This is a genomic window from Streptomyces sp. HUAS TT7 (genome assembly GCF_051550175.1).
Taxonomy (GTDB): domain Bacteria; phylum Actinomycetota; class Actinomycetes; order Streptomycetales; family Streptomycetaceae; genus Streptomyces.
In genome coordinates this window covers 6,925,349-6,951,765 of record NZ_CP196175.1, presented here as the reverse complement: position 1 = coordinate 6,951,765, position 26,417 = coordinate 6,925,349, and the positions used below count along the sequence as shown (strand labels likewise).

The following is a 26,417-nucleotide window of genomic DNA, read 5'->3' as shown; positions in this document are numbered from 1 at the left end:
AATCAGGCCTCGGCGGGGTGCTCCTCGGCCACGGCTTCGGCGACGGGCGCCTCTGCGACGGTCTCGTCCTCGGCGGACTCCTCCGTCTGGGCCGACTGACCCTGGCGCTCCGCCTTACGGGCCGCCTGGGCCTCGCGGGCTTCGGCCATCGCCTCGGTCTTCTTCTTGTGCGGACCGAGAACCATGATCATGTTTCGGCCGTCCTGCTTCGGGCTGGACTCGACGAAGCCGAGCTCCTCCACGTCCGAAGCGAGGCGCTGGAGCAGTCGGTAGCCGAGTTCCGGCCGGGACTGCTCACGACCACGGAACATGATCGTGATCTTGACCTTGTCGCCCTGCTTGAGGAACCGGACGACGTGACCCTTTTTGGTGTCGTAGTCGTGCGGGTCGATCTTCGGCCGGAGCTTCATCTCCTTGATGACCGTGTGCGCCTGGTTCTTGCGCGCCTCACGGGCCTTCATGGCCGACTCGTACTTGAACTTCCCGTAGTCCATGAGCTTGCACACGGGCGGACGGGCGGTCGCCGCGACCTCGACCAGGTCGAGGTCATACTCCTGGGCGAGCTCCAGGGCCTTGGCAAGCGGAACAATTCCGACCTGCTCGCCGCTGGGGCCGACAAGTCGCACCTCGGGAACGCGAATCCGGTCGTTGATGCGGGGCTCGGCGCTGATGGATCCTCCTCGGTAGCACCACACGACTGTCTGGCAGACAGCCGCGTACGTCTGTATTGACGTGACCAACCGCCGCGAGGCACAAAAAATGCCCCGGACGGACACAGGCGGGGCTCCAAGAAAACCGGAACACCGCCGCGGTCTACCGCGGGGCGCACATCGGGCGGCTCCATCGTCCGTACGGAACGATGGTGGCCACCTGACCGGATGACCCGCCGCCCGTGAGGGTGGTCGGGTGGGAGATCGGAGCCTCCACTTGTGGGCCGGGCACACGTGCCTGGCCGGTCGTTACACAAGGTTAGCAGGAACCGGACAGAGGGGCTAATCGAGTGCGCGGGAATGAGGAGCGGCGCGCACCGCATATCGTGTGGGCATGAGTGAGACGCCCCCCCATGAGCCCGCAGACTTCGACACCATGGCCCGCGACATCGCGGAGGTTCCGGCGGTCGAGGTGATCGTGACGGTCGCCGTGAACCTGATGAGCGCCGCCGCCGTGAAGCTCGGTCTGACCGAGGAGGGCGACCAGCACAAGGACCTCGACGAGGCCCGCAAGCTGGTGCACGCCCTGGCCGGTCTCCTTGACGCGGGGGCCACCGAGATCTCGTCGTTCCACGCCGCCCCGCTGCGCGACGGCCTCAAGTCGCTCCAGCTCGCGTTCCGCGAGGCGTCGATCGTGCCGGACGAGCCGGGCCAGGGCCCGGGCGAGAAGTACACGGGCGCCGTCTTCGGCTGAGCCCCTTCTTTACGACGTTCACGTACAGAGCCGAGCCGCTCCTCACCCCTCAGCGGGTGAAGAGCGGCTCGTTCGGCTGTGGGGCCCCCGTCGGCAGCAGCGCGAGGTCGAGGCCGCGTACGAGGCGGGCCCGCAGGGTCTCGTCCGCGGCGATCAGCTCGGCCACCCGGCGAGCCGCGTCGGCGGGCGCCGCGCCGTCGGCGAGGACCAGGGCGAGCGTGCCGTCCGCGCCGCCGGGGCCGAGGTGAGCGCGAAGGACCGTGGGAACGGCGGCCACCGCCGTGCGCACCGCTTCGATCACGGACGGGTCCTGGAGCGGGTCCGCGCTGGTGCGGCCCTCCGCCAGGGCGAGCAGGGCCGCACCCTTCAGCTCGTACGCGACCGGGCCCGCGAGGTCGATGACCACGGTGTCGGCCTTCTCGTGCACGGCGGCCGCAAGCGCCTGGTGCAGCGGCACGGCCACCGGCCGGGCCTCGGGGTCCCACAGGGCCAGCGCCTCGATGGAGGTGAACGCGGGCAGCGCCGTGCGGTCGCCGGCCTTCAGGGTGGGGACGGCCATGTCGCTGGTCTTCTCGCGCTTGAGGCCGTTTTCGTCGATCTCGCTCTCGCCGAGCATCGCGACGACGGGGACGAGCAGCCGTGCCGTGCGCAGCGCGGCCAGCACCCGCGGTTCGGCCGCTCTGTCCTTGGCCCAGGCGGCCAGCGCCTCGGTCAGTTCGGGGGCGGCAGTGCCGTCGTCGTCGGAGAAGCCGGAATCCGGGATGTTCTTGAGCGCCACGTCACGAGCCTAGCCGGGCCCGCCGCGGCCTTCGTGCCCGCCCTCACAGCCACTCGGGCGGGGTCCTGACCCGGGTCGAGCGCCAGAGCACCGCGCCGGTCGCGAGCAGCAGGAGGCCGCCGCCCGCGGAGACCGGGGCCAGCCAGTTCACCGGGTCGTCGGAGGCGACGGGTGCGTCGGGGCCGCCGCCGAAGTACGTCGTGCCGTACGCGGCGGACTCGGAGCGCAGTCCGGCGGGCTTCAGCTTGGCGGCGGCGGCGAGGGCCGCGGCCGGGTCGATCATGCCGTGGCCCCGGGCGTCGTCGCGGCCGCCCTCGGGGGCGTTGCGGGCGGTGTCCTCAAGGAGCTTCTTGATCTGGGCCGGGCTGAGGCCGGGGTTCACGGAGCGTATGAGGGCGACGGCGCCGGAGACGAACGCGGAGGCGGCGCTGGTGCCCCAGCCCTCGTAGTACTTGCGGTCCGGGTCGGCTATGACGACGTCCACGCCGGGGGCGCTGACGGTGGCGTACCAGCGGCGGGTGGAGAAGGAGGCGTGGGTGCCGTTCTTGTCGACGGCGGCCACCGCTATGACACCGGGGTAGGCCGCCGGGTAGGAGATGTGGTCGCCCTGGTCGCCGCCGTTGCCCGCGGAGGCCACCACCACCGCGCCCTTGCCGAGCGCGTACTGGATCGCGGCGTCCTCGGCGGGTTCGGGGTGGGCGGAGGCGCTGTCGTCGCCGAGCGAGAGGTTGATGACGCCCGCGCCGTTGTCGGCGGCCCAGCGGATGCCGTCGGCGAGCGCGCCGCCCTTGGTCTCGCGGGCCTGTTTGCGGGCCGGGTCGGTGGATTCCAGGATGACCCGGACCGGCAGGATCCTGGCTTCGGGGGCGATGCCGAGCACCCCGGACTCGTTTCCGGCGCCGTGCCCGTGGCCCGCGATGATGCCGGCCATGGCGGTGCCGTGCCGGGCCCAGTCGCGGCTGCCCTGTCCGGCCCCGAAGCCGACGAGGTCGTTGCCCGGCAGGACCTGTCCGGCGAGGTCGGGGTGGCTGCCGTCGACGCCGGTGTCCAGGACCGCGACCGTGATGCCCTTGCCCTTGCTCGTACGCCACGCCTGCTGCGTGTGCATGGCGGTGAGTTCCCACTGGCGGTCGCGGATGCCGTCGGCGTGGGCCGGGGCGGCGGAGAGCAGCAGGGTGAGGGCGGCGGCCGTGGCGAGGGCGCCGGTGCGGCGCAGCCGACGGGACGGCAGGGGCTCGGGCGGCTGGGTCACGGGGCGGGCTCCGGGCTTGCGGCGGCCTTCTTGCGCAGGCCGCGTTCGACGTTGTCGGCGATGCCCTTGGCGTCGTGGCCCAGGCCCGCCTCGGCCACGGGGCCGCTCGCGCCGTCGGCCGTGGCCTGTTCGGCGGACTGGGGGGTCGTCATCGCGCGGCCGTCGGCGAAGCCGGAGACGGCGGTGACGACCACGGGGGCATCGGTGAGGACCCGCACGGTCCAGCTCGCGCGCTGCTTGTCGCCGAACGCGGCGGCCACGCCGCCCTTGACGGGGTAGGTGCGCGGCATCAGATCCGGCCGGTCGCCCAGTTTCTCGTTGGCGAACCGGTTCGCCAGGGCGATCATCGCGGCGGGCTCGGCCTGGGTGAAGACCAGGCCGACGGTGGTCACGCTGGTGGCGGTCGCGTCCGTATAGGTGGCGCGCACCATGCGGGCGCAGCCGACCGGTTCGAGGACCTTGAGGAGCAGGGGATCGAGCGCGTCCGCGCAGTCGCCGTCCGGGGCGACCCCGATACGGGTCCATTCGCGGTCGGCGCCGCCCGGGCCGGCACCGGTGCCCCGGATGGTGCGCGGGAAGAGGGTGTCGACGGGCACGCTGTGCCACAGGTCGCGGGCGGCGGTGTAGTTGCTGCGGGCCGCGGGCCCGTCGGAGTCGGCGTCGAGCCAGGTGCCCGCGGCCGCTCCGCCGAGCAGTCCGGCGCCGAGGACCACGCAGACGGCGGCGGCTGCCACGCGCCCGGGCCTGCGGGCCGGCACCGGCCGCAGCGGGCCCGGCTCGTCGGACAGCGGTTCCGGGGGGAGCAGCGGCTTCGGCGGGGCGACCGGCAGCGGGGGTATCGGGGCGACTGGCAGCGGGGGTATCTCGGGGGGCGGCGGGGTCGAAGATCTGGGCGGTATGGGGGTGTTCGGGAGGACCGGTCCCGGATCCATCAGGTCGAGGGCCGAGCGGAGCCGGCTCGCGGGCGCCTCGGGCGCGGGCGGCGGGGTCGGCGCGGGAGCCTCACAAGGCTCGGACTCCGGTGCGGGCGGCGGCAGTTGAGGGGTGCCCGGGGGTCGTGCGTCGGTGGTCATCCGCCCCCCTCTTGCCCCTCTTGCCGTCCAGCTCAGCCCGTTGCCGCTCGGGCGTCACTCTACGGGCTGATCCTGTGCGGGCGCAGACCGGCCGTCCGGCCTCCACATCCGCGCCGGTCCTCCCCTACCTTGTGGTAACCGGTTCTGGCAGGCTTCCGCCATGACTCCCCGCGCCGCTGACCGCGCCCGGTACGACCGGGCGACCGCTCATCTCGATGCGCCCGTCGCGATCGTCGATCTGGAGGCGTTCGACGCCAATGCGGACGATCTGGTCCGCCGAGCGGCCGGGAAGCCGATCCGGGTCGCCAGCAAGTCGGTGCGGTGCCGCGCGCTGCTCGACCGGGTGCTCGCCCGCCCCGGGTTCGCCGGCCTGATGTCGTTCACGCTCGCCGAGTCGGTGTGGCTCGCGCGGGCCGGGTTCGAGGACGTCCTGCTGGCTTATCCGTCCGCGGACCGGGCGGGGTTCGCCGAGCTGACCTCCGATCCCAAGCTGGCCGGGGCGATCACCGTGATGGTCGACGACCCGGCGCAGCTCGACCTCGTGGACCGGGCGCGCGAACGCGACGGCCTGGAGGTACGGGTCTGTCTGGAACTGGACACCTCGCTCCAGCTGTTCGGCGGCCGGGTCCGCGTCGGCGCCCGCCGCTCCCCGCTGCGCTCCCCCGCCCAACTCGCGGAACTGGCCCGGTCGGTGGCCCGGCGGCCCGGGTTCCGCCTCGTCGGGCTCATGGCGTACGAGGGTCATGTGGCCGGGGTCGGCGACGCGGTGGCGGGCAGTCCGCTGCGCTCGCGCGCGATCCGGCTGATGCAGGCCGCGGCCCGCCGGGAGCTGGCCGCGCGGCGGGCCGAGGTGGTGCGCACGGTGCGGGCGGTCGTGCCGGACCTGGAGTTCGTCAACGGCGGCGGCACCGGCAGTGTGCAGCACACGGCGGCCGAGGCGGCGGTGACCGAGATCGCGGCGGGGTCGGGGCTCTATGTGCCGCGGCTCTTCGACAACTACACGTCGTTCAGCGGGCGTCCGGCGGCGCTGTTCGCCCAGCCGGTGGTGCGCCGCCCTGGCGTCGGCGTGGTGACGGTGCTCGGCGGCGGATACCCGGCCTCGGGCGCGCCCGGCGCGGACCGGCTGCCGGCGCCGTATCTGCCGGAGGGACTGCGCTACGACCCGCAGGAGGGTGCGGGCGAGGTGCAGACGCCGCTGCTCGGCTCCGCCGCGGACGATCTCCTGATCGGCGACAAGGTGTGGTTCCGGCACGCCAAGGCGGGCGAACTGTGCGAGCGCTTCGAGGAGTTGCAGCTCGTCGAGGGCGACCGGGTGACGGCGACCGTGCCGACGTACCGGGGCGAGGGCCGCACGTTCCTGTAGCTCACAGCCCGCTCGCACTGCTCACAGCGACGGCGGGGGCAGGCTGCTGCCCACCCCGCCGTTCTGGTTGCCGCTGATGGGGGCGATGCCCTGGGTGACGGTGTCCATGAGGGCGAGCGGCGGGCCGTCCTTGCCCGCGTCGAAGGCGAACCGTGCGATGACCATCGCTTCGCTGCCCAGCGTCGAGGGGAAGGCGAGCGACTCGACGTAGCCGCCGGGCCCCGCACCGGTCCTGACCTCCCAGCGCACCAGGTATCCGGTGCGCCCGTCGACCACCACGGAGCCGGATTTCACCTCGCGGTGCGAGGTGATGCCGTTGTAGAGGCGGGCGCCGACCGGGTCGTGGTCGTAGGCGTCGTTGGCGGCGTCGGCGATGTCGTTCTTGGCGATCGCCTCGGCGGTCTTGAGGTCGGTCATGGTGGCCGTCGACGTGGTGACCTTGCCGTGGTGGCAGAACCCGGAGTCGCCGGGGCAGTTGTAGGTGTCCTTGGTCGCCATGGTGACCAGGCCCGTCACCGCGTCGTCGGTCTTCTCCCAGCCGTCCGGGATCGGCAGCGTGATGCCGTTGAGCTGGTCGACGAGGGTGTGCGGATCGTCGGACGGGCCCGAACTCTGCTTCGGGGACGGGGAGTTGACGACCACCGGCGCCGTGGCGCTCTTGCTCGCGCTCGTCATGTGCGGAGTGTCGTCGCCCTTGCCCAGGACCGCGACCCCGACGGCGATCGCGGCCACCAGGACCACGGCGGTCGCGCCGATGGCGAGCAGCGGGCCGCGCCGCCGGACGACGGGCGCGGCCACCGCGGTGACGGGCTCGGGCAGGCCGAACGCCTGCCCGCCCGGCGCTCTGGTGTGGCCGGTCCACGCGGTGCCGTCCCACCAGCGCTCGGTGCCGGGCACGCCCGGATCCGGGTACCAGCCGGGCGGGGTCGTCATGCTCATGCGCACACCCTAGAACCCGGGTTCAGCCCCCGTACACCGAGTCCCGCTGATCCGGGACGACCGACCCGTCCGCGCGCCGCACGGGAGCCGGGGTGCCGTCGTGGTCGGTGTAGCCGGTGGTCGCGCAGGGGTAGGGCGCCGTCTTCTGGCCCTTCGGCTCGATGAACATCGGGTTCACGATCCAGCGGCCGTCGCTGTCGTCGTACGCCCGGCACATCAGCTCGTTCTTGTTGCGGTTCAGGACGAGCCGCAGGCCGGTGGCGTCCCGCAGGAAGGACACGTCGGTGTCGGAGTCACCGGCCGCGAACACCTGGCGCCTGGCCGCGGGCTGGACCTTCTCGGCCGCCGCGCCCCGCACGCCGAAGATCTCCTGGTTGATCCAGCAGCGCTTGCCGTCGATGTACGTGATCACCGAGTCGTCCCCGTCCTTGGCCGAGCCGCAGCCCTGGAGGTGCGAGGTGATGCGGCCGTGCTCGGTGGTGGAGCGGATGCCGATGGCGTGGTCGGGGTCGACGCCCGCGCCGCGCGCCCACACGTCCACGACGGGCTCGGGCGAGGCCGAGGTGATCCAGACGTCGAAGCCCGCCTTCTTCAGCGTACGGATCAGGTCGCGCTGCTGGTCGTAGTAGCGCACCCAGGCCGTCGCCTTGGTGTTGCTGCCGACGGTCTGGACGGCGTCGGCCGGCGCGTTCAGGTTCTCGGTGCGGGCCGCGCTCGCGAAGGACTTGACCTGGGCCGGGGTCCAGCCGTGCAGGAGCTGGGCGAGCCAGGCGTACGAGGGCTCGATGGTGCGGCGGTCGTATCCGGCGAAGGCGGGGGCGCCCTTGCCGGTCCTGCCGTCACCGTAGACCGCGAGGATCTCGTCGGTGCACTTGGCGTCGGTGCCGGTCGGGAGGGTCTTGGAGGGGCCGGCCGGGCAGGCCGCGGCGAGGGACTTCGCGGCGTCGTCGGTCAGATAGCGGCTGGTGGTGTGCCAGTCGCCGCGCGCCGGGCGCTGGATCCTGGAGTTGCGAAGCAGCCAGTACATCGTGGCGTCGCCGACGTCGTTCTTGACGACGGTGTTGTCCCAGTCGAAGACGGCGACCGGCTTCTTGCCGTGGCCCGCGCCCGCTCCGCACCTTCCGTACGTGTCGATCAGGTCCTGGATCCGGGCCTGGTTGTCCCCGTACCACCCGTCGGAGACGGTCAGTCGGGGGCAGTGCGGCGTCCGCGCCTCGGCGGGCTGGGCGGCGACGAGGCCGCCGGCGGCTATGGAGAGCGCCGCGGCGAGGACCGGCAGCCGGCGGGCGGCGGGGAACTTGGACACGCTGGGGGACTCCTGTCGTCGGGAAGATCGTCGTGGACGTTAGACAGCACAGCCGGGCGTCGTGCGACGCCCGGCTGCCGTATGCGTGGCCCCCGGGTGAACAACGGGGGTTGGCGGGATTTAGAGGGGGGTGACGTACGCCCCCGAGATGCCGCCGTCTACCAGGAAGTCGGTGGCGTTGATGAAGGACGAGTCGTCGCTGGCGAGGAAGGCGACCGCGGCGGCGATCTCGTCGGCCTCGGCGAACCGGCCCGCCGGAATGTGCACCAGGCGGCGCGCGGCCCGCTCCGGGTCCTTGGCGAACAGCTCTTGCAGGAGCGGGGTGTTGACCGGCCCCGGGCAGAGCGCGTTGACGCGGATGCCCTCGCGGGCGAACTGCACGCCGAGCTCGCGCGACATGGCGAGCACGCCGCCCTTGGACGCGGTGTACGAGATCTGCGAGGTCGCGGCGCCCATGATGGCCACGAACGAGGCGGTGTTGATGATGGAGCCCCGGCCCTGGCGCTGCATGTAGGGCAGCGCGGCCTTGCAGCACAGGTAGACGGAGGTGAGGTTGACCTCCTGGACGCGGCGCCAGGCGTCGAGTCCGGTGGTGAGGATGGAGTCGTCGTCGGGCGGCGAGATGCCCGCGTTGTTGAACGCGATGTCGACGCTGCCGTAGGTGTCGAAGGCCGCCTTGAAGAGCGCCTCGACCTGCTCCTGGTCGGTCACGTCGACCTTGACGAAGGTGCCGCCGACCGCTTCGGCGGCGGCCTTTCCGGCGCTCTCGTCGATGTCGCCGCACACCACATTGGCACCCTCGGCGGCGAGCCGCCTGGCGGTGGCGAGGCCGATGCCGCTGCCGGCCCCGGTGATGACGGCGGTGCGGCCGACCAGGCGGCGGCAAATGATGTCGTCGGTCATGTGTGCTCAGGCCTCCGTGCTGATGAAGACGTTCTTGGTCTCGGTGAAAGCGGTGAGGGCGTCGGGGCCGAGCTCGCGGCCGAGGCCGGACTGCTTGTAGCCGCCGAACGGGGTCGAATAGCGCACGCTGGAATGGGAGTTGACCGAGAGGTTGCCCGCCGCGACGGCCCGCGAGACGCGCAGCGCGCGGCCCACGTCCCGGGTCCAGATCGACCCGGACAGCCCGTACTCGGTGGCGTTGGCGAGCCGTACCGCGTCCGCTTCGTCCTCGAAGGGCAGGACGACGGCGACGGGCCCGAAGACCTCCTCGACGGCGGCGGGCGCGTCCTCGTCCAGTCCGGTCAGGACGGTGGGCGGGAACCAGAATCCGGGCCCGTCGGGCGCGCTGCCGCGCAGGCCGGGTGCGTCGTCGGCGACGTAGGAGCGGACGCGGTCCAACTGTACGCGCGAGATCAGCGGGCCCATCTGGGTCTTCTCGTCGGCCGGGTCGCCGACCACGACCCCCTCGATCGCGGGGGCCAGCAGTTCCATGAAGCGGTCGTACGCGCTGCGCTGGACCAGGACGCGGGTGCGGGCGCAGCAGTCCTGGCCGGAGTTGTCGAGGAACGACATCGGGGTGGCGAGGGCCGCTGCCTCGATGTCCGCGTCCGCGAACACGATGTTGGGGCTCTTGCCGCCGAGTTCGAGGGTGACCCGCTTCACCCGGTCGGCGCACTTGGCCATAATCTGCTTGCCGACCCGGGTCGACCCGGTGAAGACGATCTTCGCGACGCCGGGGTGCTCGACGAGCGCATCACCCGCGACCGCGCCCGCACCCGGGAGCACCTGGAAGAGGCCTTCGGGAAGCCCTGCCTCCAGGGCGAGTTCGGCCAGGCGCAGCGCCGTGAGCGGGGTCGTCTCGGCGGGCTTGAGGATCACCGCGTTGCCGGCCGCGAGCGCGGGGGCGGTGCCCCAGGCGGCGATCGGCATGGGGAAGTTCCAGGGGGCGATGACGCCGATCACGCCGAGCGGTTCGAGCAGGGTGATGTCGAGACCGCCCGCGACCGGGATCTGACGCCCACTCAGGCGCTCCACTCCCCCGGCCGAGAAGTCGAGCAGATCGCGGACGTTGCCCGCCTCCCAGCGGGCATTGCCGACGGTGTGCCCGGCCTCGGCGACCTCCAACTGGGCCAGTTCCTCGATGTGTTCGTCGACGACGGCGGCGAAACGGCGAAGGAGGCGGGCCCGGTCGGCGGGGGCCGCGGCCGCCCAGCCGTGCTGGGCGGAGCGGGCCCGTACGACCGCCGCGTCCACATCGGCGGCGGTGGCACCCCGGACGGTCGCGATCACTTCCTCGGTGGCCGGGTTGAGCACCTGAAGTTCGTACGCAGTGGACAAGTCGTTCCTCACAGGCGTTCGAAGGAGCGGCGGAGCTCCCAGTCGGTCACCGCGGCGTCGAACGCGTCGAGCTCGACCCGCGCCATGTTGCGGTAGTGCGCGACGACTTCGTCCCCGAAGGCGGCCTTGGCGATGGGACTGTTCTCCCACAGCTCGGCGGCCTCGCGCAGGGTGGTGGGGACATGGGCGTAGTCGCCGACGTAGGCGTTCGAGGTGCAGGCCTCGGGCAGTTCCAGCTGGTTCTCGATGCCGTAGAGGCCGGCCGCGACGAGTCCGGCGACGGCGAGGTGCGGGTTGACGTCGCCGCCCGGGAGCCGGTTCTCGAAGCGGGTGCCGGCGCCGTGGCCGACGACGCGCAGCGCGCAGGTCCGGTTGTCGTGGCCCCAGGCGACCGCGGTGGGCGCGAAGGAGCCCGGCTGGAAGCGCTTGTAGGAGTTGATGTTCGGCGCGTACAGGAGGGAGAAGTCGCGCAGCGCGGCGAGCTGTCCGGCCAGGAAGTGGCGCATCACGGGCGACATCCCGTCGGGCCCGTCGCCCGCCATCACGTTGCGGCCGTCCTCGTCGGTGAGCGAGAGGTGGATGTGACAGGAGTTGCCCTCGCGCTGGTCGTACTTGGCCATGAAGGTGAGCGAGACGCCCTCCTGGGCCGCGATCTCCTTGGCGCCCGTCTTGTAGATGGCGTGCTGGTCGCAGGTGACCAGGGCCTCGTCGTAGCGGAAGACGATCTCGTGCTGGCCGGGGTTGCACTCGCCCTTGGCCGACTCGACGGTCAGGCCGGCGGCCTGCATCTCGTTGCGGATGCGGCGAAGCAGCGGCTCGATGCGGCCGGTGCCGAGCACCGAGTAGTCGATGTTGTACTGGTTCGCCGGGGTGAGGCCCTGGTATCCGGCGTCCCAGGCCTGCTCGTAGCTGTCCCTGAACACGATGAATTCGAGTTCGGTGCCGACCTGGGCGGTGTAGCCGAGCTCGGCGAGCCGCTCCAGCTGGCGGCGCAGGATCTGGCGGGGGGCGGCGACGACCGGCGAGCCGTCGTTCCAGCCGAGGTCCGCGATGAGCAGCGCGGTGCCCTCGTTCCACGGGACGCGGCGCAGCGTCGCCGGGTCCGCGTGCATGGCGAAGTCGCCGTAGCCGCGCTCCCAGGAGGACATCGCGTAGCCCTCGACGGTGTTCATCTCGGTGTCGACGGCGAGCAGGTAGTTGCAGCCTTCGGTGCCGTGCGCCAGGACCTCGTCGAGGAAGAATCCGGCCGCGAAGCGCTTGCCCTGCAGTCGCCCTTGCATATCGGGGAAGGCGAGGACGACAGTGTCGATCTCACCGCTCGCGACGAGGGCGCGCAGCTCCTCGATCGAGAGCGGGGGTGTGCGGTCTGCCACGGGAAGCTCCTCCTTGGGTCAGCCGAGAGCCATAAGGTATGGGGTAAGACCATTGATTGGGAAGGGGAATCCGCGACGTGGCGAAGAAGATCGACTCGGCGGACCGCACGGACGGCCGGACGCCGGACACGCTCGTCCCCGTACTGCGGACCGTACGGGCCGGGAACGGCTTCGAGGAAGCACTGGAGCAGATTCTCCAGCTCCTGCGCCTGGGCCTCGTACCGCCCGGTGAACGGCTGCCCTCCGAGCGGGAGTTGGCCGAGCGGATGGGGATCAGCCGGGTCACCCTGCGCGAAGTCCTCAAGGTGCTCCAGGACCAGGGCCTGGTGGAGAGCCGGCGCGGCCGCTACGGCGGCACGTTCGTGCTGCCCCGGGCGGCCGAGGGCGGCGAGGACGAGCTGCGCCGCCGGATCGCGTCGGTCGACGTCGAGGACATCCTGCGCTTCCGGGAGGTCCTGGAGGTCGGCGCGGCCGGCCTTTGCGCGGCGCACGGGCTGACCGAGGAGGGCGCCGAGCGGCTGCGGGCCGCGCTCGCCGCGACCCACGACGCCGAGCTCACCGACTACCGCCGCCAGGACACCCTGCTCCACCTCACGCTCGCCGAGCTCTCCGGATCACCCACGCTCACCGCCCAGTACGCGGCGGTCCGGGCCACCGTGAACGACCTCCTGGACTGCATCCCGCTCCTGGTCCGCAACCTGGAGCACTCGCAGCACCAGCACACCGCGCTGGTCGAGGCGGTGCTCGACGGCGACGCGGACGGGGCGCGCGAAGTGATGCGGGAGCACTGCGGGGGCACGGCGGCGCTGCTGCGCGGCTTCCTGACCTGAGGGGTCCCCGGCCCGGGCCGACCCGGGCCCGCCGAAGCCGGCTTGAGCCCGCCCTGCCCGACCGGCCCGCCCGGCCCCGGCGATTTCCGTAACCGCGGTTTTACGTACACCTCTTGCGCTCCACCCTGCCCTCCAGCAAAGGTATGCAGCCGAACCATTGACCTGATCTCCCTTGACGATCACCTGGAGCGGCTCATGGCCGAGGGCACCGACACCGATCTGCGCACCGCACCGTCCACGTCCACCCAGGACGACTACCTGCACCGGCGCACCCTGCGCCGCGGCAGCGCCGGCTGGCTGCTGCTCACCGGGCTCGGCGTCGCCTATGTGGTCTCGGGCGACTTCTCCGGCTGGAACATCGGCCTCTCCAAGGGCGGCTTCGGCGGCCTCGCCGCGGCCACCGTCCTGATGGGCATCATGTACGCCTGTCTCGTGTTCTCGCTGGCCGAGCTCTCCGCCATCCTGCCCACCGCGGGCGGCGGTTACGGCTTCGCGCGCCGGGCGCTCGGCACCTGGGGCGGCTTCCTGACCGGCACCGCGATCCTCATCGAGTACATCCTGGCGCCCGCCGCGATCTCGCTGTTCATCGGCGACTACGTCGAATCGCTCGGCCTGTTCGGCCTGACCTCCGGCTGGCCGGTCTACCTCGCCTGCTTCGCGATCTTCATCGGGATCCATCTGTGGGGCGTCGGCGAGGCGCTGCGCTTCAGCCTCGTGGTCACCGCGATCGCGGTCGCCGCCCTGTTGGTCTTCGCCATCGGCGCCTTCACGGACTTCGACGCGTCCCGCCTCAACGACATTCCGGTCGACGCGTCGGCTCTCGGCTCAAACTCGTGGCTGCCGTTCGGCGTGCTCGGCATCTGGGCCGCGTTCCCGTTCGGCATGTGGTTCTTCCTAGGCGTCGAGGGGGTGCCCCTCGCCGCCGAGGAGGCCAAGGACCCGGTGCGGTCCATGCCGCGCGCGCTCGCCATCTCCCTGTCGATCCTGGTGCTGCTCGCCGTGGTGACCTTCTTCGCCGCGACCGGGGCGCACGGCTCGGCCGCCATCAAGGACGCGGGCAACCCGCTGGTCGTGGCGCTCCAGGGCGACGACGGCCCCACGGCTCTCAGCCGCTTCGTCAACTACGCGGGCCTGGCGGGCCTGGTCGCGTCGTTCTTCTCGCTGATCTTCGCGGGCTCGCGCCAGCTCTTCGCCCTCTCCAGGGCCGGCTACCTGCCCCGCTTCCTGTCCCTGACCAGCCGCCGCAAGTCCCCCTACCTGGGCCTCCTCATCCCGGGCGCGATCGGTTTCGCCCTGGCGGCCTGGAGCGGCAACGGCGGCCGGATGCTGAACGTCGCGGTGTTCGGCGCCACCATCTCCTATGCCCTGATGGCGCTCTCGCATCTGGTGCTCCGCCGCCGCGAACCGGGCCTCGATCGCCCCTACCGCACCCCCGGCGGCGTCCTGACCTCGTCCGTCGCGTTCGTGCTCGCCCTGTTCGCGCTCGTGGCGACGTTCCTGGTCGACAAGGACGCGGCCTTCATCGCGCTCGGCGTCTATGCGATCGCACTGGCCTATTTCGCCTTCTACAGTCGCCACCGTCTGGTCGCCCACGCGCCCGAGGAGGAGTTCGCCGCCCTGGCCGCGGCCGAGGCCGAGCTCGCCCGGGACTGACCCGCTCGACGAACGGAGACCGCCACCGTGTCCAAGCCGCTCATCGGCATCAGTACGTACCTGGAGCCCGCCAAGTGGGGCGTGTGGGACCTGCCCGCCGCCCTGCTGCCCGCCGGATATCCCCGGCTGGTCCGCGCGGCCGGCGGGCTCGCCGCGATGCTGCCGCCCGACGACGGCCCGGCCGCCGCGGCCGAGGTCGTGGCACGGCTTGACGGCCTGGTCGTCGCGGGCGGGGCGGACGTGGAGCCGGTCCGGTACGGGGCCGAGCCGTCGCCCCGTACCGGACCCCCCGCCCGCGAGCGGGACGCCTGGGAACTCGCCCTGATCGACGCGGCGCTGGCCTCGGGCACTCCCCTGCTCGGCATCTGCCGGGGTCTCCAGCTCCTCAACGTCGCGCTCGGCGGCACCCTGGTCCAGCACCTGGAGGGGCACACCGGCGGGCGGGGCGTGTTCGGCGAGCACACCGTCAAGCCGGTGCCGGGCACTCTCTACGCAGGGCTGGTCCCCGATGCCGCGGACGTGCCGACCTACCACCACCAGTGCGTGGACCGGCTCGGCTCGGGCCTCATCGCCTCGGCCCACGCGGAGGACGGCACCGTCGAGGCGGCGGAACTGCCCGGCCCCGGCTGGGTCCTGGGCGTCCAGTGGCATCCCGAGATGGGCCGGGACACCCGCGTCATGGAGGGCCTGGTACGGGCCGCATCCACGCGCTGAAGCCCCAGCTCAGGCCCGTCGCGACGGCCCCGGACCCGGTGCGGTCCGGGGCCGGACGACACGCCCGGCAACCCTCACTCTTCCGAGGGGGTGACGATTGGGCGATCATCCGGGTATCTTCCTCTCGCCGCCCCTCGCAGGGCGGATTCCCCGAGACTCCTCGCCTTCACCTGGCCGCTCGTTCCTCTTCGCGTACTCGTTCCTTCCCTGGCCATTTCACGGACACATCCTGACAGTGTGTTCCTCCGTGTCCCCGCTCTCCCCGCCCACCGGCGGGGAAGCTCCGCCGCGCTCCGAAGGACCGAAGGCCCCGTGCCCGCACCCGTCATCCTGTCGGGCCGTTCCGTACGGCTCGAACCGCTCACCGTCTCCCACGCCCCGGCCCTGGCCGCCGCGGCGGCCGCCGACCGGACCTCGTACGCCTTCACGCCCGTGCCGCACGGCCTCGACGCGGCGCACGCCTACATCCAGAGCGCGCTGGCCGACCAGCAGGCCGGGCGGAGCCTGGCGTTCGCGACCGTACGGACCGCCGACGGGCTGGTCGTGGGGTCGACCCGGTTCTGCGAACTCGACTACTGGGACGGGCCCGTGGTGTGGCCGCCCGCGCCGCGCGGGCCGCTGACCGGCGGCGCCGACGCGGTCCCGGACGCGGCCGAGATCGGCGCCACCTGGCTCTCCGCGCACGCCCAGGGCACCGGCATCAACACCGAGGCCAAGCTCCTGATGTTCCAGCACGCCTTCGACACCTGGCGCCTTCGCCGCATCTCGCTGCGCGCCGACGCCCGCAACGCCCGCTCCCGGGCCGCGATCGAGCGGCTCGGCGCGGTGTGCGAGGGGGTGCGCCGGGTGCACACGCGGGGCTTGGACGGACTCGTACGGGGCACGGCGTTCTACTCGGTCCTCGACGAGGAGTGGCCCATGGTGCGGCACACCATCGAGCAGCGCCTGGCCCGAGCCCGCAAGGACGCCAACAGAAGCCGCCTGGTGCCTGCCTGACGGTTCGTCAGGTGGGGCGGGTCAGCGAGAGCAGGTCTCGGGCAGGCCCCGCGGGCAGCGGGCCCTGGCGCCACACCGCGCGCAGATCGCGCCGCAGCCGTACGCCCTCGACCGGGATCTGCACCAGGCGCCGGGCCGCCAGTTCCTCGCCGAGCGCGAGCTCGCTGAGCACGGAGGGCCCGGCCCCGCTGACGACGGAGGCCTTCACCGCGGTGGTGGAGGAGAGCTCGATGAGCGGCTCGGCGAGGCCGCCGTGCGCGGCGAGCGCCGCGTCCAGGACCTGGCGGGTGCCCGAGCCCTGTTCGCGCAGGATGAGCGGGGTCGCGGCCAGTTCCCCGGGCAGCAGCGGGTGGCGCCGGCGGGCCCACGGGTGCGAGGGGGCCGCGACCACGACGAGCCGGTCGTGGCCGATGACCGCCGAGTCCAGGCCCGCGGGCACGCCGAGCCCTTCGACGAAGCCGAGGTCGGCCTCGTCCGAGAGCAGCCGCTCGGCGACCACGGCCGAGTTCCCGGCGCTGAGCGAGACCGCGGTGCCGGGTCGCTCGGCGCGCAGCGCGATCAGCCAGCCCGGCAGCAGATACTCGGCGATCGTCATGCTCGCGGCGACCCGCAGGCGCGAGTCCCGGCGGCCGCGCAGCGCCTGCGCTCCCGCGTCGAACGCCTCGGCCGCCTCCACGACCCGCCGCGCCCAGTCCGTCACCAGAACGCCCTCGGCGGTGAGCCGGGAGCCGCGCGGGGACCGGTCGACGAGGGCCACGCCGAGGAGGCGTTCCATCGAGCGGACGCGGCTGCTCGCGGCGGGCTGGGTGATGCCGAGATCGCGGGCGGCCCGCCCGAGGCTGCCGTGCCGGGCGACGGCGATCAGCAACTCCATCGCGCCCAGGTCGGGCACCCGGTGGGCGAGGGGGGCGGTGTCCTCAGGACCGTTCATGCTCATAAACCCAGCTTATGGGCTCATAGCCCCAGCAGGCGTGGCGGGGGCCCGTGACCGGTACGAAGCTGGATTCATGGCCACCATCGCACAACCGCGCCCCCGCACCCAACCCCCCGTCGCCGCCGTCCGGCGCCGTCCGGCCCTGCGCCACCTCGGCCCGAACTGGTACGCCGCGGTCATGGGCACCGCCATCATCGCCAACGCGGGCGCGGGACTGCCGTTCCACATCCCCGGCCTCCAGGTGGTCTGGGCGCTGGCGCTTGCCATGCTCGTGGTGCTGCTGGTGGCCCGCGCCGGGCACTGGCTGCACCACCGCGACCAGGCCCGCGCACACCTCCTCGACCCCACCGTGGCGCCCTTCTACGGCTGCCTGTCGATGGCGTTCCTGGCCGTCGGCATCGGCTCCCTGTCAGTGGGCACCGACCTGATCGGCGAGGCCGCGGCCGTCCCCCTGGCGTGGGTGCTCTACGGCGTGGGCACGCTGATCGGCCTGGTGGCCGCGGTGGCCGTGCCGTACCTGATGGTCGCCCGGCACGACGTCGCGCCCGGCAGCGCCTCTCCCGTCTGGCTGCTCCCCGTGGTCGCGCCCATGGTCTCGGCGACCCTCGGCCCGCTGCTCGTCCCCCACCTGCCCGCCGGGCAGGCCCGCGAGGCGCTGCTGCTCGGCTCGTACGCGATGTTCGGCATGAGCCTGCTGGCCACCCTGGTCATCCTGCCCGTGGTGTTCTCGCGCCTGATCCACCGGGGCGCGCTGCCCCTGTTCCTGACTCCCACCCTGTTCCTGGTGCTCGGCCCCCTCGGCCAGTCCACCACCGCCGTGAACAAGCTCGCCGACGTGGCCCCCGGTGCGATCGACGCCACCTACGCGAACGGGATGGGCGCCTTCGCCGTCCTGTACGGGGTGCCCGTGATGGGCTTCGCCCTGATGTGGCTGGCGCTCGCGGTGGCCATGGCGGTCCGGGCGGCCCGGCGCGGGATGGGCTTCGCGATGACCTGGTGGGCCTTCACCTTCCCCGTCGGCACCTGTGTCACCGGCGCCGAGGGCCTCGCCCGCCACACCGGCCTGCACGCCTTCGACTGGCTGTCGGTCGCCCTGTACGCGCTGCTCGTGACGGCCTGGCTGGTGGCCGGATTCCACACCGTACGAGGCCTCGTCAACGGCAAGCTGCTCGCGGCGCCCGTGAAGAAGTAGCCCGCGTCAACGATTGCCCCGAAGCGCCGCGCCGAGTACGGCCGGCGCTTCGGCCAATGACGGGCCGTACCAGGTGAGCCGGCGGCCGTCGACCAGGGCGGCGGGCCACGCCGGGAACGCCTCGGGGCCGTCGTCGGGCGTGAAGCGGTACGGCTCGTCGGGCAGGACCACCAGGTCGGCCCCCGCCGCGTTCAGCTCGTCGATGCCGATGCGGGGGTAGCGCTCGGCGTGAGTGGCGTAGACGTTGTGCACGCCGAACCGGGCCAGCAGGTCGCCCGCGAAGGTGTCGTGGCCCAGCACCATCCAGGGGCGCCGCCAGATCGGCACGACCGCCATCCGTTTCGGGCCGGGACGCACCCCGGCCCACGCCCGCTCGGCCGCGTCCAGCCAGCCCGGCCGCGAGAGACCGCAGCCGTCGACCAGGACCCGCTCCAGCTCGGTGAACGCCTGCGGGAGCGAGCGGACCTCGGTGACCAGGACGTCGAGCCCGGCGGCGGTGAGGGCCGCGAGATCGGCGGCCCGGTTCTCCTCCTCGTTGGCGACGACCAGATCCGGGGCGAGCGCGATGATCCGCGCCACGTCCGGATTCTTGGTGCCTCCGATGCGCACGGCGTCGAGCCCGGCCGGGTGGCTGCACCAGTCGGTCACGCCCACCAGGAGCCCGGGGGCGCTGACCGCGACCGCCTCCGTCAGGGACGGGACGAGGGAGACCACCCTCCTCAGTGGCGGGTCTCCTCGATGGCCTCGATGTGGTCGGCGACCGCCACGACCAGGATGCGGGTGCCGGGCAGCGCCGCCCGCCAGCGGTGGCGCACCCCGCCGGACAGGCACAGCGTGTCGCCGCGCTCCAGGCGATAGGCGCGGCCCTCGGCCTCGACCTCCGCGGCCCCTTCGGCCACGTACATCAACTCGTCGTTGCGGTGCTGGAATTCGCGCCCGGTGTCCTGCTCGCCGGTGAACTCCATCGCGTGCAGCTGGTGGTGCCCGCGCAGCAGGGCGCGCACGCCGGATCCTTCTTCGCCCTCGGGCTCTGCCCGCACGACGTCGACGGTGCGGGTGCAGTCGGCGGCGTCGTACAGCTCGCCGACCGTGGTGTTCAGGGCGTCCGCCACGCGCTGGAGGGAGCGGGCGCTGGGGCGGGCACGCTCGTTCTCGACCTGGCTGAGGAACGGCACCGAAAGGCCGCTGCGCTCGGCGACCACGGCCAGGGTGAGACCGAGACTGCGGCGCAGCCGCCGTACCGCCACGCCCACCCGAAGAGTTTCCTTGTCGTCCATCTCCCGGGCTCCCTCCCTGTCACTCGGTCCGCGTTCGCACCGGCTGCGTTCACGTCACCCTACGCAGCTTCGGGCCCCGAGGGGACCGTCCCGCCAAGATCGCCAAGGGTTCCGTAGGAGATCAGGCCGGATCCCGACGTTCCGCAGCCGCGGCCGGAGGACCGGCCGCGGCTGCGGAAACGGGAGGCAGGAGGGGGTTCCCCTCGCCGGGCGGCTACGACGAGACCGGAGTCCACTTGTCGGCCAGACCCGGGTTCTCCTTGAGCCAGGCGCGCACGGCGTCCTGCTCCTTGCCCTTGCCGGTGGACTGGATCTTGGCTTCAAGGCTGGTGAGCTGCTTCTCGTCCATCTTGAAGTTCTTGAGCCACTTGCCGACCTCGGCGTTGTCGGAGGCGAAGCCCTTGCGGGCCAGGGTGTGCACACCGTCGCCCTTGCCCCAGACACCCTTGGGGTCCTTGAGCTTCTTCAGGTCGTAGGTGTTGTACGCCCAGTGCGGCGACCAGAGCGGAACCACGATGGGCTCCTTCTTGGCGTACGCCCGCTTCAGCTCGGCCAGCATGCCGGGGGTGGAGCCGTCGACGACCTTGTACTCGCCGTCCAGGCCGTACTCCTTGAGGATCTTGTCCTTCAGGATCCCGGTCTCACCGGCGCTCGGCTCGATGCCGACGATGCGGTTCTGGAACTCGGCGCCCTTGCCCTTGAGGTCTTCGAGGGAGTTGACGTCCTTGACGTAGGACGGCACCGAGAGCTCCAGGGAGGTGGGCCCGTACCAGGAGCCCATGTCCTCCAGCTTGTTCTGGTACTTCGCCCAGTACTGGGCGTGCGTGGTGGGCAGCCAGGAGTCGGTCTCGAAGTCGATCTGGCCGCCGGCCATGCCGGTGTAGAGCGCGCCGGCCTCGTACTGGCGGGCGTCCACGGTGAAACCGCGGCGCTCCAGGAGCTCCTTCCACAGGAAGGTGGAGGCGACGCCCTCGTCCCACGGAATGTAGCCGAGCGAGATCTTCTTGCCCTTGCCGACGTCCTTGGCGCCACTGGCGGTGGCCTCGTCCGAGGAGCCGAACATGTTCATGCCGCCCGCGACGAGCGCGAGGACGACCACGCCGACGACCGCGACGGCGGGCTGCGGACGGTAGTTCCAGATCCTGAGACCGCCGGTGGCGGCCTTCGCCTTGGCGAGCGCGCGCCGGCCGAGCGGCGAGACCTGGCGGCTCAGCGCCCCGGTCATCCGGTCCAGGTACATGGCCAGGACGACGATGGAGATGCCGGCCTCGAAGCCGAGGCCGATGTCGACATTGCCGATCGCGCGGTAGACGGCGCCGCCGAGGCCGCCGCCGCCCGCCATGCCCGCGATGACCACCATGGACAGGCTGAGCATGATCACCTGGTTGATGCCCGCCATGATCGTCGGCAGGGCGAGCGGGAGCTGCACGCGCACCAGGGTGCTGCGCGGCGTGGTGCCGAACGCCTCGGCCGCCTCGACGAGTTCACCGTCGACCTGGCGGATGCCGAGCTCCGTCATGCGGACGCCCGGGGGCAGCGAGAAGACGATGGTGGCGATGATGCCGGGGACGACGCCGACGCCGAAGAAGATGATGCCGGGGATCAGGTAGACCATCGCCGGCATGGTCTGCATGAAGTCGAGGACCGGCCGCAGGACGGCGCTGACCGTCTTGGAGCGCGCGGCCCAGATGCCGAGCGGGATCGCGACGACCAGCGTGACGATCGCCGCGACGAGCACCAGCGAGAGCGTCGACATGGTGTCGTCCCACAGCTGGATCGAGTCGATCAGCGCGAAACCGGCGAAGGTCAGAACACCCGCGGACAGGCCGCGCAGCCACCAGGCGACGACGGCGAGGATGCCCGCGAACAGCAGCGGCTGCGGTGCGTCGAGCACCGTGTTGATGCCGTCGTACATGCCGTTGACGACCTGCGTGATGGCGTCGAACAGCCAGGAGAGGTGGCGCTGGAGGAAGTCGACCGCGCTGTCGACCCAGTCGCCGAGGTGGAGCCTAGGCATGCGTGGCCACCTCCTTCATCGAGCAGACGACCGGGCCCTGCTTGTCGTCCCCGAGGAAGGCGATGAGCCGCTCCTGCGGCACGACGCCGAGCAGCGAACCGTCGATGTCCTTCACCGCGACCGGGTGCGGGACCCGGGCGGCCACGGTGCACACGTCGGCGACGGGCGTGCCGGGCAGGACGGATTCGCATGCGCAGTCCCCGGCGTCGGGGCGGTGCGGGGTCGTCATCACGGACAGCGCGGTGAGCACCCGGGAGCGGTCGACGTCCTGGATGAAGGAGGCGACGTAGTCGTTGGCCGGGGTGAGCAGGATGTCCTCGGCGGTGCCGAGCTGGACGATCCGCCCGTCGCGCATCACGGCGATCTTGTCGCCGAGCCGCATGGCCTCGTTGAGGTCGTGCGTGATGAAGACGATCGTCTTCTTGAGGCGCTTCTGCAGTTCGAGGAGCTGGTCCTGCATGTCGCGCCGGATCAGCGGGTCGAGGGCACTGAACGACTCGTCCATCAGGAGCAGGTCGGCGTCGGTGGCCAGGGCGCGGGCCAGGCCCACGCGCTGCTGCATGCCGCCGGAGAGCTCGTCGGGCCAGGAGTCGCCCCAGCCCGCGAGGCCGGTCAGCTCCAGGGCCTCGGCGGCGCGCTTCTCGCGCTCGGCACGGGGGACGCCCTGGACTTCGAGGCCGTACGCGGCGTTCTCGAGCACGCTGCGGTGCGGGAACAGCGCGAAGTGCTGGAAGACCATGCTGATCTTGCTGGAGCGAACCGTACGCATCTCACGCGCGGACAGGCTGGTCAGGTCCTGGCCGTCGAAGAGCACGCGGCCCGCGGTGGGCTCCAGGAGCCCGTTGAGCATGCGCAGCAGGGTCGATTTGCCGGATCCGGAGAGACCCATGACAACGAAGATCTGGCCGGGGTCCACCGTGAACGAGGCGTCGATCACCGCCGCGGTCGTCCCGTCCGCCCGCAGCTCGTCGCGGTCGGCGCCGCCTTCGAGCTTGCGGACGGCTTCGTCGGGTCGTCTGCCGAACACCTTGTAGAGCTGCTCGGCTTGCAGCCTGGACACATACACCTCACGGGTAGAACTCAAAAACGGCCCGACTCCCCCGCGGGCGGGCCGTGGAGCGGCGCGGATTCGGTCCGCAGCCCGAGAAATGGTTGAAATCCATACCTGGGTCCGCTCCGGCGTCGCGCCTGCCCCCCTTTGCCCGGAGCAAACACAACAGTGACCCAGTTCACGCATTCACTAGCGGCGGCGAGGTGGGTGTCAGTGGGGTGCGGCATCATCGGGGTGTGACGCGACGCCTGATGCTCCTCGACACCTCGTCCCTCTACTACCGCGCCTACTTCGGGGTGCCCGACACGGTCAGGGCGCCGGACGGCACGCCGGTCAACGCCGTGCGCGGCCTGCTCGACTTCATCTCCCGCCTCGTCCACGACCACCGCCCGGACGACCTCGTGGCCTGCATGGACGCGGACTGGCGGCCGCAGTGGCGGGTCGATCTGATCCCCTCCTACAAGGCGCACCGGGTGGCCGAGGAGACCCCGGCCGGGCAGCCCGACGAGGAGGAGACGCCGGACACGCTGGCCCCCCAGGTTCCGGTGATCGACGACGTCCTGGACGCGCTGGGCATCGCCCGAGTCAGCGTCGCGGGGTACGAGGCGGACGACGTGATCGGCACCCTGTCCGGCCTCTCGGCAGGGCCGGTCGACATCGTCACCGGCGACCGCGACCTGTTCCAGCTGGTCGACGACAAGCGCGGGGTGCGGGTTCTGTACCCGCGCAAGGGCGTGGGCGACTGCGACCTGGTCGACGACGAGCTGATCCGCACGAAGTACGGGGTGCGGCCCGATCAGTACGCGGACTTCGCGGCGCTGCGCGGCGACACCAGCGACGGGCTGCCCGGAGTGAAGGGCATCGGCGAGAAGACGGCGGCCCAGCTGATCAACGAGTACGGCGACCTGGCGGGCGTGCGCGCGGCCGCCGCCGACCGCTTCTCCCGGCTGACCCCGGCCAAGCGCCGGGGAATCCTGGAGGCGGCGGACTATCTGGACGTCGCGCCGAAGGTGGTGCGGGTCGCGATGGACGTGGAACTGCCGGAGTTCGACCCCACGCTGCCCTCGGAGCCGCTCGACCCGGCCACCCTGGAGGAGCTGGTGGCCCAGTGGGGCCTGGCCGGGGCGACGGGCCGGCTGCTGACCACCCTTCGCCGGTGAGGTGCCACTCGCCTCACCGGCGAGGCGCCGCTCAATGAGGCGCCACTTTTCGTCCCCAAGGTGCTAACTTAGGTAATCCTAACCAACAGTGGATCAGGCTGGATCAGGGGAGCACACTGTGGCAGAACGCCCGTCCCGCAAGGCACCGAAGATCAATGAGGCCCAGGTGGTGCGCACCGAGCGGCTCACCCCGCACATGGTGCGCCTCGTGCTCGGCGGTGAGTCGCTGGCCGGGTTCGGCACCGGCGAGCACACCGACCACTACGTCAAGATCCTGTTCCCGGTCGAGGGCGTGAGCTACCCGGAGCCCTTCGACATGGAGCGGATCCGCGCCGAGTTCCCGCGCGAGCAGTGGCCGAGCACCCGCGCCTACACGGTGCGCAACTGGGACGCGGCGGCCGGCGAGCTGACCGTCGACTTCGTGGTGCACGGCGACGAGGGCCTCGCGGGCCCGTGGGCCGCCCGCGTCCAGGTGGGCGAGACGGTGCGCTTCCTGGGCCCGGGCGGCGGGTACGCCCCGGACGCGGCGGCCGACTGGCACCTGCTCGTCGGCGACGAGAGCGCGCTGCCCGCGATCGCGGCGGCCATGGAGCGCATGCCGGCCGGCGCCGTGGTGCGCGCGTTCGTCGAGGTGACCGACCCCGAGGAGGAGCAGAAGATCAGCACTCCGGACGGCGTCTCGGTGACCTGGCTGCACCGGGGCGAGGCCGCGGTGGGATCCGAACTGCTCGGCGCGGTGAGGGACTTGGAGTTCCCGGCCGGCGATGTGCACGCCTTTGTGCACGGCGAGGCGGGCTTCGTGAAGGAGCTGCGCCGACTGCTCCGGGTCGAGCGGAACGTACCGCGCGAGCGGCTTTCCATCTCGGGCTACTGGCGCCTGGGCCAGGACGACGACGGCTGGCGCGCGATGAAGCGCGACTGGAACGAGCAGGTGGAGCGCGAGCAGGAGGCCCCGGCGGCCTGACCTCCTCCCCCTCCAGCCTCGAAACCCCCGGCACCCGCCCTGCCGGGGGTTTCGGCATCACTCAGGGCTCCTCCACCCCCTGCAGACGGCCCCCGTCGCCCTCCTTGCCGTACATGCGGGCCGACGCGTCCTGGTGGGCCATGCGGCGGGCGGCGGAGAAGACCGCCTCGCCGAGGACGGTCCCGATGACCACGGTCTCGACCAGATCCTCACGGCTCGCCTGGCGGCCGACATAGCCGAGATCGGCCGCGGCCACCCCCTCGGCCGCCTGCGCGTACTCGTCGAGGACCTCGGCGGCGAAGTCGCCGTGGCCGACCCGTTCCATCGCCGCGAGCGCGCCCGCCAGGGCTTCCGCGGCCGGACTCCCGGGGCGGACGCGCCAGCCCCGGCGCTCGATCAGCGCCGCCACTTCCTCGCGCGCGGCCTCCAGTTCCGGGTCGGCACCATCGCCGTACCGGGGCACGATGCGCTTGGCCGCGGCGCCGAGCACCGCATGCACGGGCCGGTCCGGATCGTCGACGGCGCCGAGCACCTCGCCGACCGCCTGCACCGAGAGCCCGCCCACATCGATCAGCGCGCGCACCAGGCGCAGCCTGCGCTCGTGGGAGTCGTCGTAGCTCGCCTGGTTCGGGCTGGTCAGCTCGCCGGGCGGGAGCAGCCCCTCCCGGACGTAGTACTTGATCGTGGGGATCGCGACCCCCGTCCTGCGGCTCAACTCACCGATGCGCATCGCGTGTTCACCTCATCCGGCCTTGCCAACCCAACGCCCCATCATAGATAGTCGCACTATCGGATAGCGGATAGTGCCGCTGTCCATTCTCTCGGGGGTACTCCCATGTCCTTCTCCTCCCCTCCCACCCCGCTCCGCTCGTGGCACCGGCCACTGGTGCTGTTCTCCGGGGCGATGGCCGTCTTAGCCGTCGTGTCGGTCGTGGGGCTGATCGTGGACGACCGGGTTCTGGTCGGCGCGCCGATCTGGGCGAAGCCGCTGAAGTTCGCGGTCTCGTTCGTGGCGTACTGCCTGACGCTCGCCTGGATGCTCCAATTCCTCACCCGCAGGCGGAAGTTGGGCTGGTGGGCCGGGACCGTGGTCGCGGCGACCGGGGTGATCGAGATGGTGATCATCACCGGCCAGGTGATGCGCGGCAAGCGCAGCCACTTCAACCACCAGACGCCGTTCGACGCGGCGCTCTTCAACGTGATGGGCCTCACCGTCGCCGTCCTGTGGCTGGGCACGCTGGTCGTCGCGGTGCTCCTGTTCCGCAGCACGATCGCGGACCGCGCGGGCGCCCGGGCGATCCGGATCGGCGCGGTCCTCGGCCTGGCCGGCGCCGGGGTCGGCTTCCTGATGACGCGGCAGACGCCCGAGCAGGCGGCCCACCCGTCGGGCATCGTCGGCGCGCACAGCGTGGGGGTGCCCGACGGCGGCCCCTCGATGCCGCTGACCGGCTGGTCCACGACCGGCGGCGACCTGCGCATCCCGCACTTCGTGGGCATGCACGCCCTCCAGCTGATCCCGCTGGCCCTGATGGGCCTCGTCGCGCTGGGCGTCCGGATTCCCCGGCTCCGCGACGAGCGGATCCGGGCCCGTCTGGTCGCGGTCATGGGTGCGGTGTACGCGGCGGTGCTCGCCCTGCTGACCTGGCAGGCCCTGCGCGGCCAGCCCCTGATCCACCCCGACGGGGCGATGCTGGCCGCCGCGGGCCTGATCGCGGCCGGGGCCACACTGGGCACAACTGCCGCCCTGCGCCTGCCGGTTGGGCGGTCCGATGGCCGTACACCCGAGAGGCCGAAGCAGCCCGTGGCGTGACCGGCACCGGAAAACACACGGAAAGCCCGGCCCTCCGGGACTGCGGAGGGC

At 72.1% G+C, this 26,417-nt stretch carries 25 protein-coding genes; 10 read left to right on the top strand and 15 right to left on the bottom strand.

Translation table 11 applies throughout. The features are described 5' to 3' along the window. Positions 1 to 2 precede the first annotated feature (2 nt). Entirely contained in the window at positions 3 to 695 is a 693-nt protein-coding gene (infC, locus tag ACSHXC_RS31275; RefSeq protein WP_438296929.1) for a translation initiation factor IF-3, read from the bottom strand. A gap of 349 nt (positions 696 to 1,044) precedes the next feature. Between infC and ACSHXC_RS31270 the strand changes: the two genes are divergently transcribed. Beyond that, positions 1,045 to 1,404, top strand: a complete 360-nt coding sequence (locus ACSHXC_RS31270; RefSeq protein WP_438294758.1) for a DUF1844 domain-containing protein — start codon at positions 1,045 to 1,047, stop codon at positions 1,402 to 1,404. Positions 1,405 to 1,453: 49 nt separating this feature from the next. Here the strand turns inward: ACSHXC_RS31270 and ACSHXC_RS31265 are convergent, their stop codons facing one another. From ACSHXC_RS31265 to ACSHXC_RS31255, 3 genes are read right to left on the bottom strand one after another with little or no spacing between them, the layout of a single operon-like run. After that, positions 1,454 to 2,182: an SseB family protein gene (locus ACSHXC_RS31265; RefSeq protein WP_438294757.1), complete on the bottom strand. Its 729-nt coding sequence runs from the start codon at positions 2,180 to 2,182 to the stop codon at positions 1,454 to 1,456. Positions 2,183 to 2,225: 43 nt separating this feature from the next. Then, entirely contained in the window at positions 2,226 to 3,434 is a 1,209-nt protein-coding gene (gene mycP, locus ACSHXC_RS31260) for a type VII secretion-associated serine protease mycosin (RefSeq protein WP_438294756.1), read from the bottom strand. Next, positions 3,431 to 4,507: a hypothetical protein gene (locus ACSHXC_RS31255; protein ID WP_438294755.1), complete on the bottom strand. Its 1,077-nt coding sequence runs from the start codon at positions 4,505 to 4,507 to the stop codon at positions 3,431 to 3,433. Before ACSHXC_RS31255 ends, mycP begins: the two co-directional genes overlap by 4 nt. Positions 4,508 to 4,667: 160 nt before the next feature. Between ACSHXC_RS31255 and ACSHXC_RS31250 the strand changes: the two genes are divergently transcribed. Next, positions 4,668 to 5,870, top strand: coding sequence for an amino acid deaminase/aldolase (locus tag ACSHXC_RS31250; protein WP_438294754.1), 1,203 nt, complete (start codon positions 4,668 to 4,670; stop codon positions 5,868 to 5,870). Between the two features lie 21 nt (positions 5,871 to 5,891). Here the strand turns inward: ACSHXC_RS31250 and ACSHXC_RS31245 are convergent, their stop codons facing one another. The 5 genes from ACSHXC_RS31245 to ACSHXC_RS31225 form a co-directional block, all read right to left on the bottom strand. Then, on the bottom strand, positions 5,892 to 6,809 hold the full coding sequence (locus tag ACSHXC_RS31245) for a DUF2510 domain-containing protein (protein ID WP_438294753.1): 918 nt from the start codon (positions 6,807 to 6,809) through the stop codon (positions 5,892 to 5,894). Positions 6,810 to 6,831: 22 nt separating this feature from the next. Next, positions 6,832 to 8,115 carry a haloacid dehalogenase-like hydrolase gene (locus tag ACSHXC_RS31240; protein WP_438294752.1) on the bottom strand — a complete coding sequence of 428 codons (1,284 nt, stop codon included), beginning with the start codon at positions 8,113 to 8,115 and terminating at the stop codon, positions 6,832 to 6,834. 120 nt (positions 8,116 to 8,235) lie between these two features. Beyond that, positions 8,236 to 9,018 (bottom strand): 3-oxoacyl-ACP reductase, encoded by a 783-nt coding sequence (locus ACSHXC_RS31235; RefSeq protein ID WP_438294751.1) that lies wholly within the window; start codon positions 9,016 to 9,018, stop codon positions 8,236 to 8,238. A 6-nt stretch (positions 9,019 to 9,024) separates the two neighbouring features. Then, complete coding sequence (locus ACSHXC_RS31230; protein ID WP_438294750.1) at positions 9,025 to 10,395, bottom strand: aldehyde dehydrogenase family protein; 1,371 nt, start codon at positions 10,393 to 10,395, stop codon at positions 9,025 to 9,027. Positions 10,396 to 10,403: 8 nt separating this feature from the next. Next, positions 10,404 to 11,768 (bottom strand): glutamine synthetase family protein, encoded by a 1,365-nt coding sequence (locus ACSHXC_RS31225; RefSeq protein ID WP_438294749.1) that lies wholly within the window; start codon positions 11,766 to 11,768, stop codon positions 10,404 to 10,406. Positions 11,769 to 11,845: 77 nt separating this feature from the next. Here ACSHXC_RS31225 and ACSHXC_RS31220 point away from each other — a divergent pair, with 77 nt between their 5' ends. The 4 genes from ACSHXC_RS31220 to ACSHXC_RS31205 all read left to right on the top strand — a co-directional run bounded on the left by ACSHXC_RS31220 (position 11,846) and on the right by ACSHXC_RS31205 (position 15,961). After that, on the top strand, positions 11,846 to 12,598 hold the full coding sequence (locus tag ACSHXC_RS31220; RefSeq protein ID WP_438294748.1) for a FadR/GntR family transcriptional regulator: 753 nt from the start codon (positions 11,846 to 11,848) through the stop codon (positions 12,596 to 12,598). Between the two features lie 195 nt (positions 12,599 to 12,793). After that, complete coding sequence (gene eat / locus ACSHXC_RS31215) at positions 12,794 to 14,251, top strand: ethanolamine permease (protein WP_438294747.1); 1,458 nt, start codon at positions 12,794 to 12,796, stop codon at positions 14,249 to 14,251. 27 nt (positions 14,252 to 14,278) lie between these two features. Further along, positions 14,279 to 14,965 carry a gamma-glutamyl-gamma-aminobutyrate hydrolase family protein gene (locus ACSHXC_RS31210; protein WP_438294746.1) on the top strand — a complete coding sequence of 229 codons (687 nt, stop codon included), beginning with the start codon at positions 14,279 to 14,281 and terminating at the stop codon, positions 14,963 to 14,965. Between the two features lie 312 nt (positions 14,966 to 15,277). Further along, positions 15,278 to 15,961, top strand: a complete 684-nt coding sequence (locus ACSHXC_RS31205; RefSeq protein WP_438294745.1) for a GNAT family N-acetyltransferase — start codon at positions 15,278 to 15,280, stop codon at positions 15,959 to 15,961. A 7-nt stretch (positions 15,962 to 15,968) separates the two neighbouring features. On the opposite strand, the gene ACSHXC_RS31200 is transcribed toward ACSHXC_RS31205, so the two are convergent. Beyond that, entirely contained in the window at positions 15,969 to 16,892 is a 924-nt protein-coding gene (locus tag ACSHXC_RS31200; protein WP_438296927.1) for a LysR family transcriptional regulator, read from the bottom strand. Positions 16,893 to 16,968: 76 nt separating this feature from the next. Here ACSHXC_RS31200 and ACSHXC_RS31195 point away from each other — a divergent pair, with 76 nt between their 5' ends. Continuing rightward, positions 16,969 to 18,087: a TDT family transporter gene (locus ACSHXC_RS31195; protein WP_438294744.1), complete on the top strand. Its 1,119-nt coding sequence runs from the start codon at positions 16,969 to 16,971 to the stop codon at positions 18,085 to 18,087. Positions 18,088 to 18,093: 6 nt separating this feature from the next. Here the strand turns inward: ACSHXC_RS31195 and ACSHXC_RS31190 are convergent, their stop codons facing one another. The 4 genes from ACSHXC_RS31190 to ACSHXC_RS31175 all read right to left on the bottom strand — a co-directional run bounded on the left by ACSHXC_RS31190 (position 18,094) and on the right by ACSHXC_RS31175 (position 22,441). Continuing rightward, a complete protein-coding gene (locus tag ACSHXC_RS31190) occupies positions 18,094 to 18,810 on the bottom strand; it encodes a helical backbone metal receptor (protein WP_438296925.1) in 717 nt (238 codons plus the stop codon). Then, a complete protein-coding gene (locus ACSHXC_RS31185) occupies positions 18,807 to 19,364 on the bottom strand; it encodes a helix-turn-helix domain-containing protein (protein WP_438294743.1) in 558 nt (185 codons plus the stop codon). The genes ACSHXC_RS31190 and ACSHXC_RS31185 overlap by 4 nt, the downstream gene beginning before the upstream one ends. Positions 19,365 to 19,578: 214 nt before the next feature. Next, positions 19,579 to 21,381, bottom strand: coding sequence for an ABC transporter permease/substrate binding protein (locus ACSHXC_RS31180; protein WP_438294742.1), 1,803 nt, complete (start codon positions 21,379 to 21,381; stop codon positions 19,579 to 19,581). Continuing rightward, positions 21,374 to 22,441, bottom strand: coding sequence for a quaternary amine ABC transporter ATP-binding protein (locus ACSHXC_RS31175; protein WP_438296923.1), 1,068 nt, complete (start codon positions 22,439 to 22,441; stop codon positions 21,374 to 21,376). The genes ACSHXC_RS31180 and ACSHXC_RS31175 overlap by 8 nt, the downstream gene beginning before the upstream one ends. 242 nt (positions 22,442 to 22,683) lie before the next feature. Between ACSHXC_RS31175 and ACSHXC_RS31170 the strand changes: the two genes are divergently transcribed. Next, a complete protein-coding gene (locus ACSHXC_RS31170; protein ID WP_438296922.1) occupies positions 22,684 to 23,592 on the top strand; it encodes a 5'-3' exonuclease in 909 nt (302 codons plus the stop codon). Positions 23,593 to 23,710: 118 nt separating this feature from the next. Continuing rightward, positions 23,711 to 24,556 carry a siderophore-interacting protein gene (locus ACSHXC_RS31165; protein WP_438294741.1) on the top strand — a complete coding sequence of 282 codons (846 nt, stop codon included), beginning with the start codon at positions 23,711 to 23,713 and terminating at the stop codon, positions 24,554 to 24,556. A gap of 61 nt (positions 24,557 to 24,617) precedes the next feature. On the opposite strand, the gene ACSHXC_RS31160 is transcribed toward ACSHXC_RS31165, so the two are convergent. After that, positions 24,618 to 25,286, bottom strand: a complete 669-nt coding sequence (locus tag ACSHXC_RS31160; protein WP_438294740.1) for a MerR family transcriptional regulator — start codon at positions 25,284 to 25,286, stop codon at positions 24,618 to 24,620. 174 nt (positions 25,287 to 25,460) lie between these two features. Between ACSHXC_RS31160 and ACSHXC_RS31155 the strand changes: the two genes are divergently transcribed. Next, complete coding sequence (locus ACSHXC_RS31155; RefSeq protein ID WP_438296921.1) at positions 25,461 to 26,366, top strand: hypothetical protein; 906 nt, start codon at positions 25,461 to 25,463, stop codon at positions 26,364 to 26,366. The last annotated feature ends 51 nt before the right edge of the window (positions 26,367 to 26,417 follow it).

What these genes read in the sequence shown, in the direction of transcription:
- ACSHXC_RS31270 (WP_438294758.1), top strand. Translation starts at nt 1,045, where the DNA reads ATGAGTGAGACGCCCCCCCATGAGCCCGCAGACTTCGACACCATGGCC.
- ACSHXC_RS31255 (WP_438294755.1), bottom strand. Translation starts at nt 4,507, where the DNA reads ATGACCACCGACGCACGACCCCCGGGCACCCCTCAACTGCCGCCGCCC.
- ACSHXC_RS31250 (WP_438294754.1), top strand. Translation starts at nt 4,668, where the DNA reads ATGACTCCCCGCGCCGCTGACCGCGCCCGGTACGACCGGGCGACCGCT.
- ACSHXC_RS31245 (WP_438294753.1), bottom strand. Translation starts at nt 6,809, where the DNA reads ATGAGCATGACGACCCCGCCCGGCTGGTACCCGGATCCGGGCGTGCCC.
- ACSHXC_RS31235 (WP_438294751.1), bottom strand. Translation starts at nt 9,018, where the DNA reads ATGACCGACGACATCATTTGCCGCCGCCTGGTCGGCCGCACCGCCGTC.
- eat (WP_438294747.1), top strand. Translation starts at nt 12,794, where the DNA reads ATGGCCGAGGGCACCGACACCGATCTGCGCACCGCACCGTCCACGTCC.
- ACSHXC_RS31200 (WP_438296927.1), bottom strand. Translation starts at nt 16,892, where the DNA reads ATGAACGGTCCTGAGGACACCGCCCCCCTCGCCCACCGGGTGCCCGAC.
- ACSHXC_RS31195 (WP_438294744.1), top strand. Translation starts at nt 16,969, where the DNA reads ATGGCCACCATCGCACAACCGCGCCCCCGCACCCAACCCCCCGTCGCC.
- ACSHXC_RS31185 (WP_438294743.1), bottom strand. Translation starts at nt 19,364, where the DNA reads ATGGACGACAAGGAAACTCTTCGGGTGGGCGTGGCGGTACGGCGGCTG.
- ACSHXC_RS31180 (WP_438294742.1), bottom strand. Translation starts at nt 21,381, where the DNA reads ATGCCTAGGCTCCACCTCGGCGACTGGGTCGACAGCGCGGTCGACTTC.
- ACSHXC_RS31170 (WP_438296922.1), top strand. Translation starts at nt 22,684, where the DNA reads ATGCTCCTCGACACCTCGTCCCTCTACTACCGCGCCTACTTCGGGGTG.
- ACSHXC_RS31160 (WP_438294740.1), bottom strand. Translation starts at nt 25,286, where the DNA reads ATGCGCATCGGTGAGTTGAGCCGCAGGACGGGGGTCGCGATCCCCACG.
- ACSHXC_RS31155 (WP_438296921.1), top strand. Translation starts at nt 25,461, where the DNA reads ATGGCCGTCTTAGCCGTCGTGTCGGTCGTGGGGCTGATCGTGGACGAC.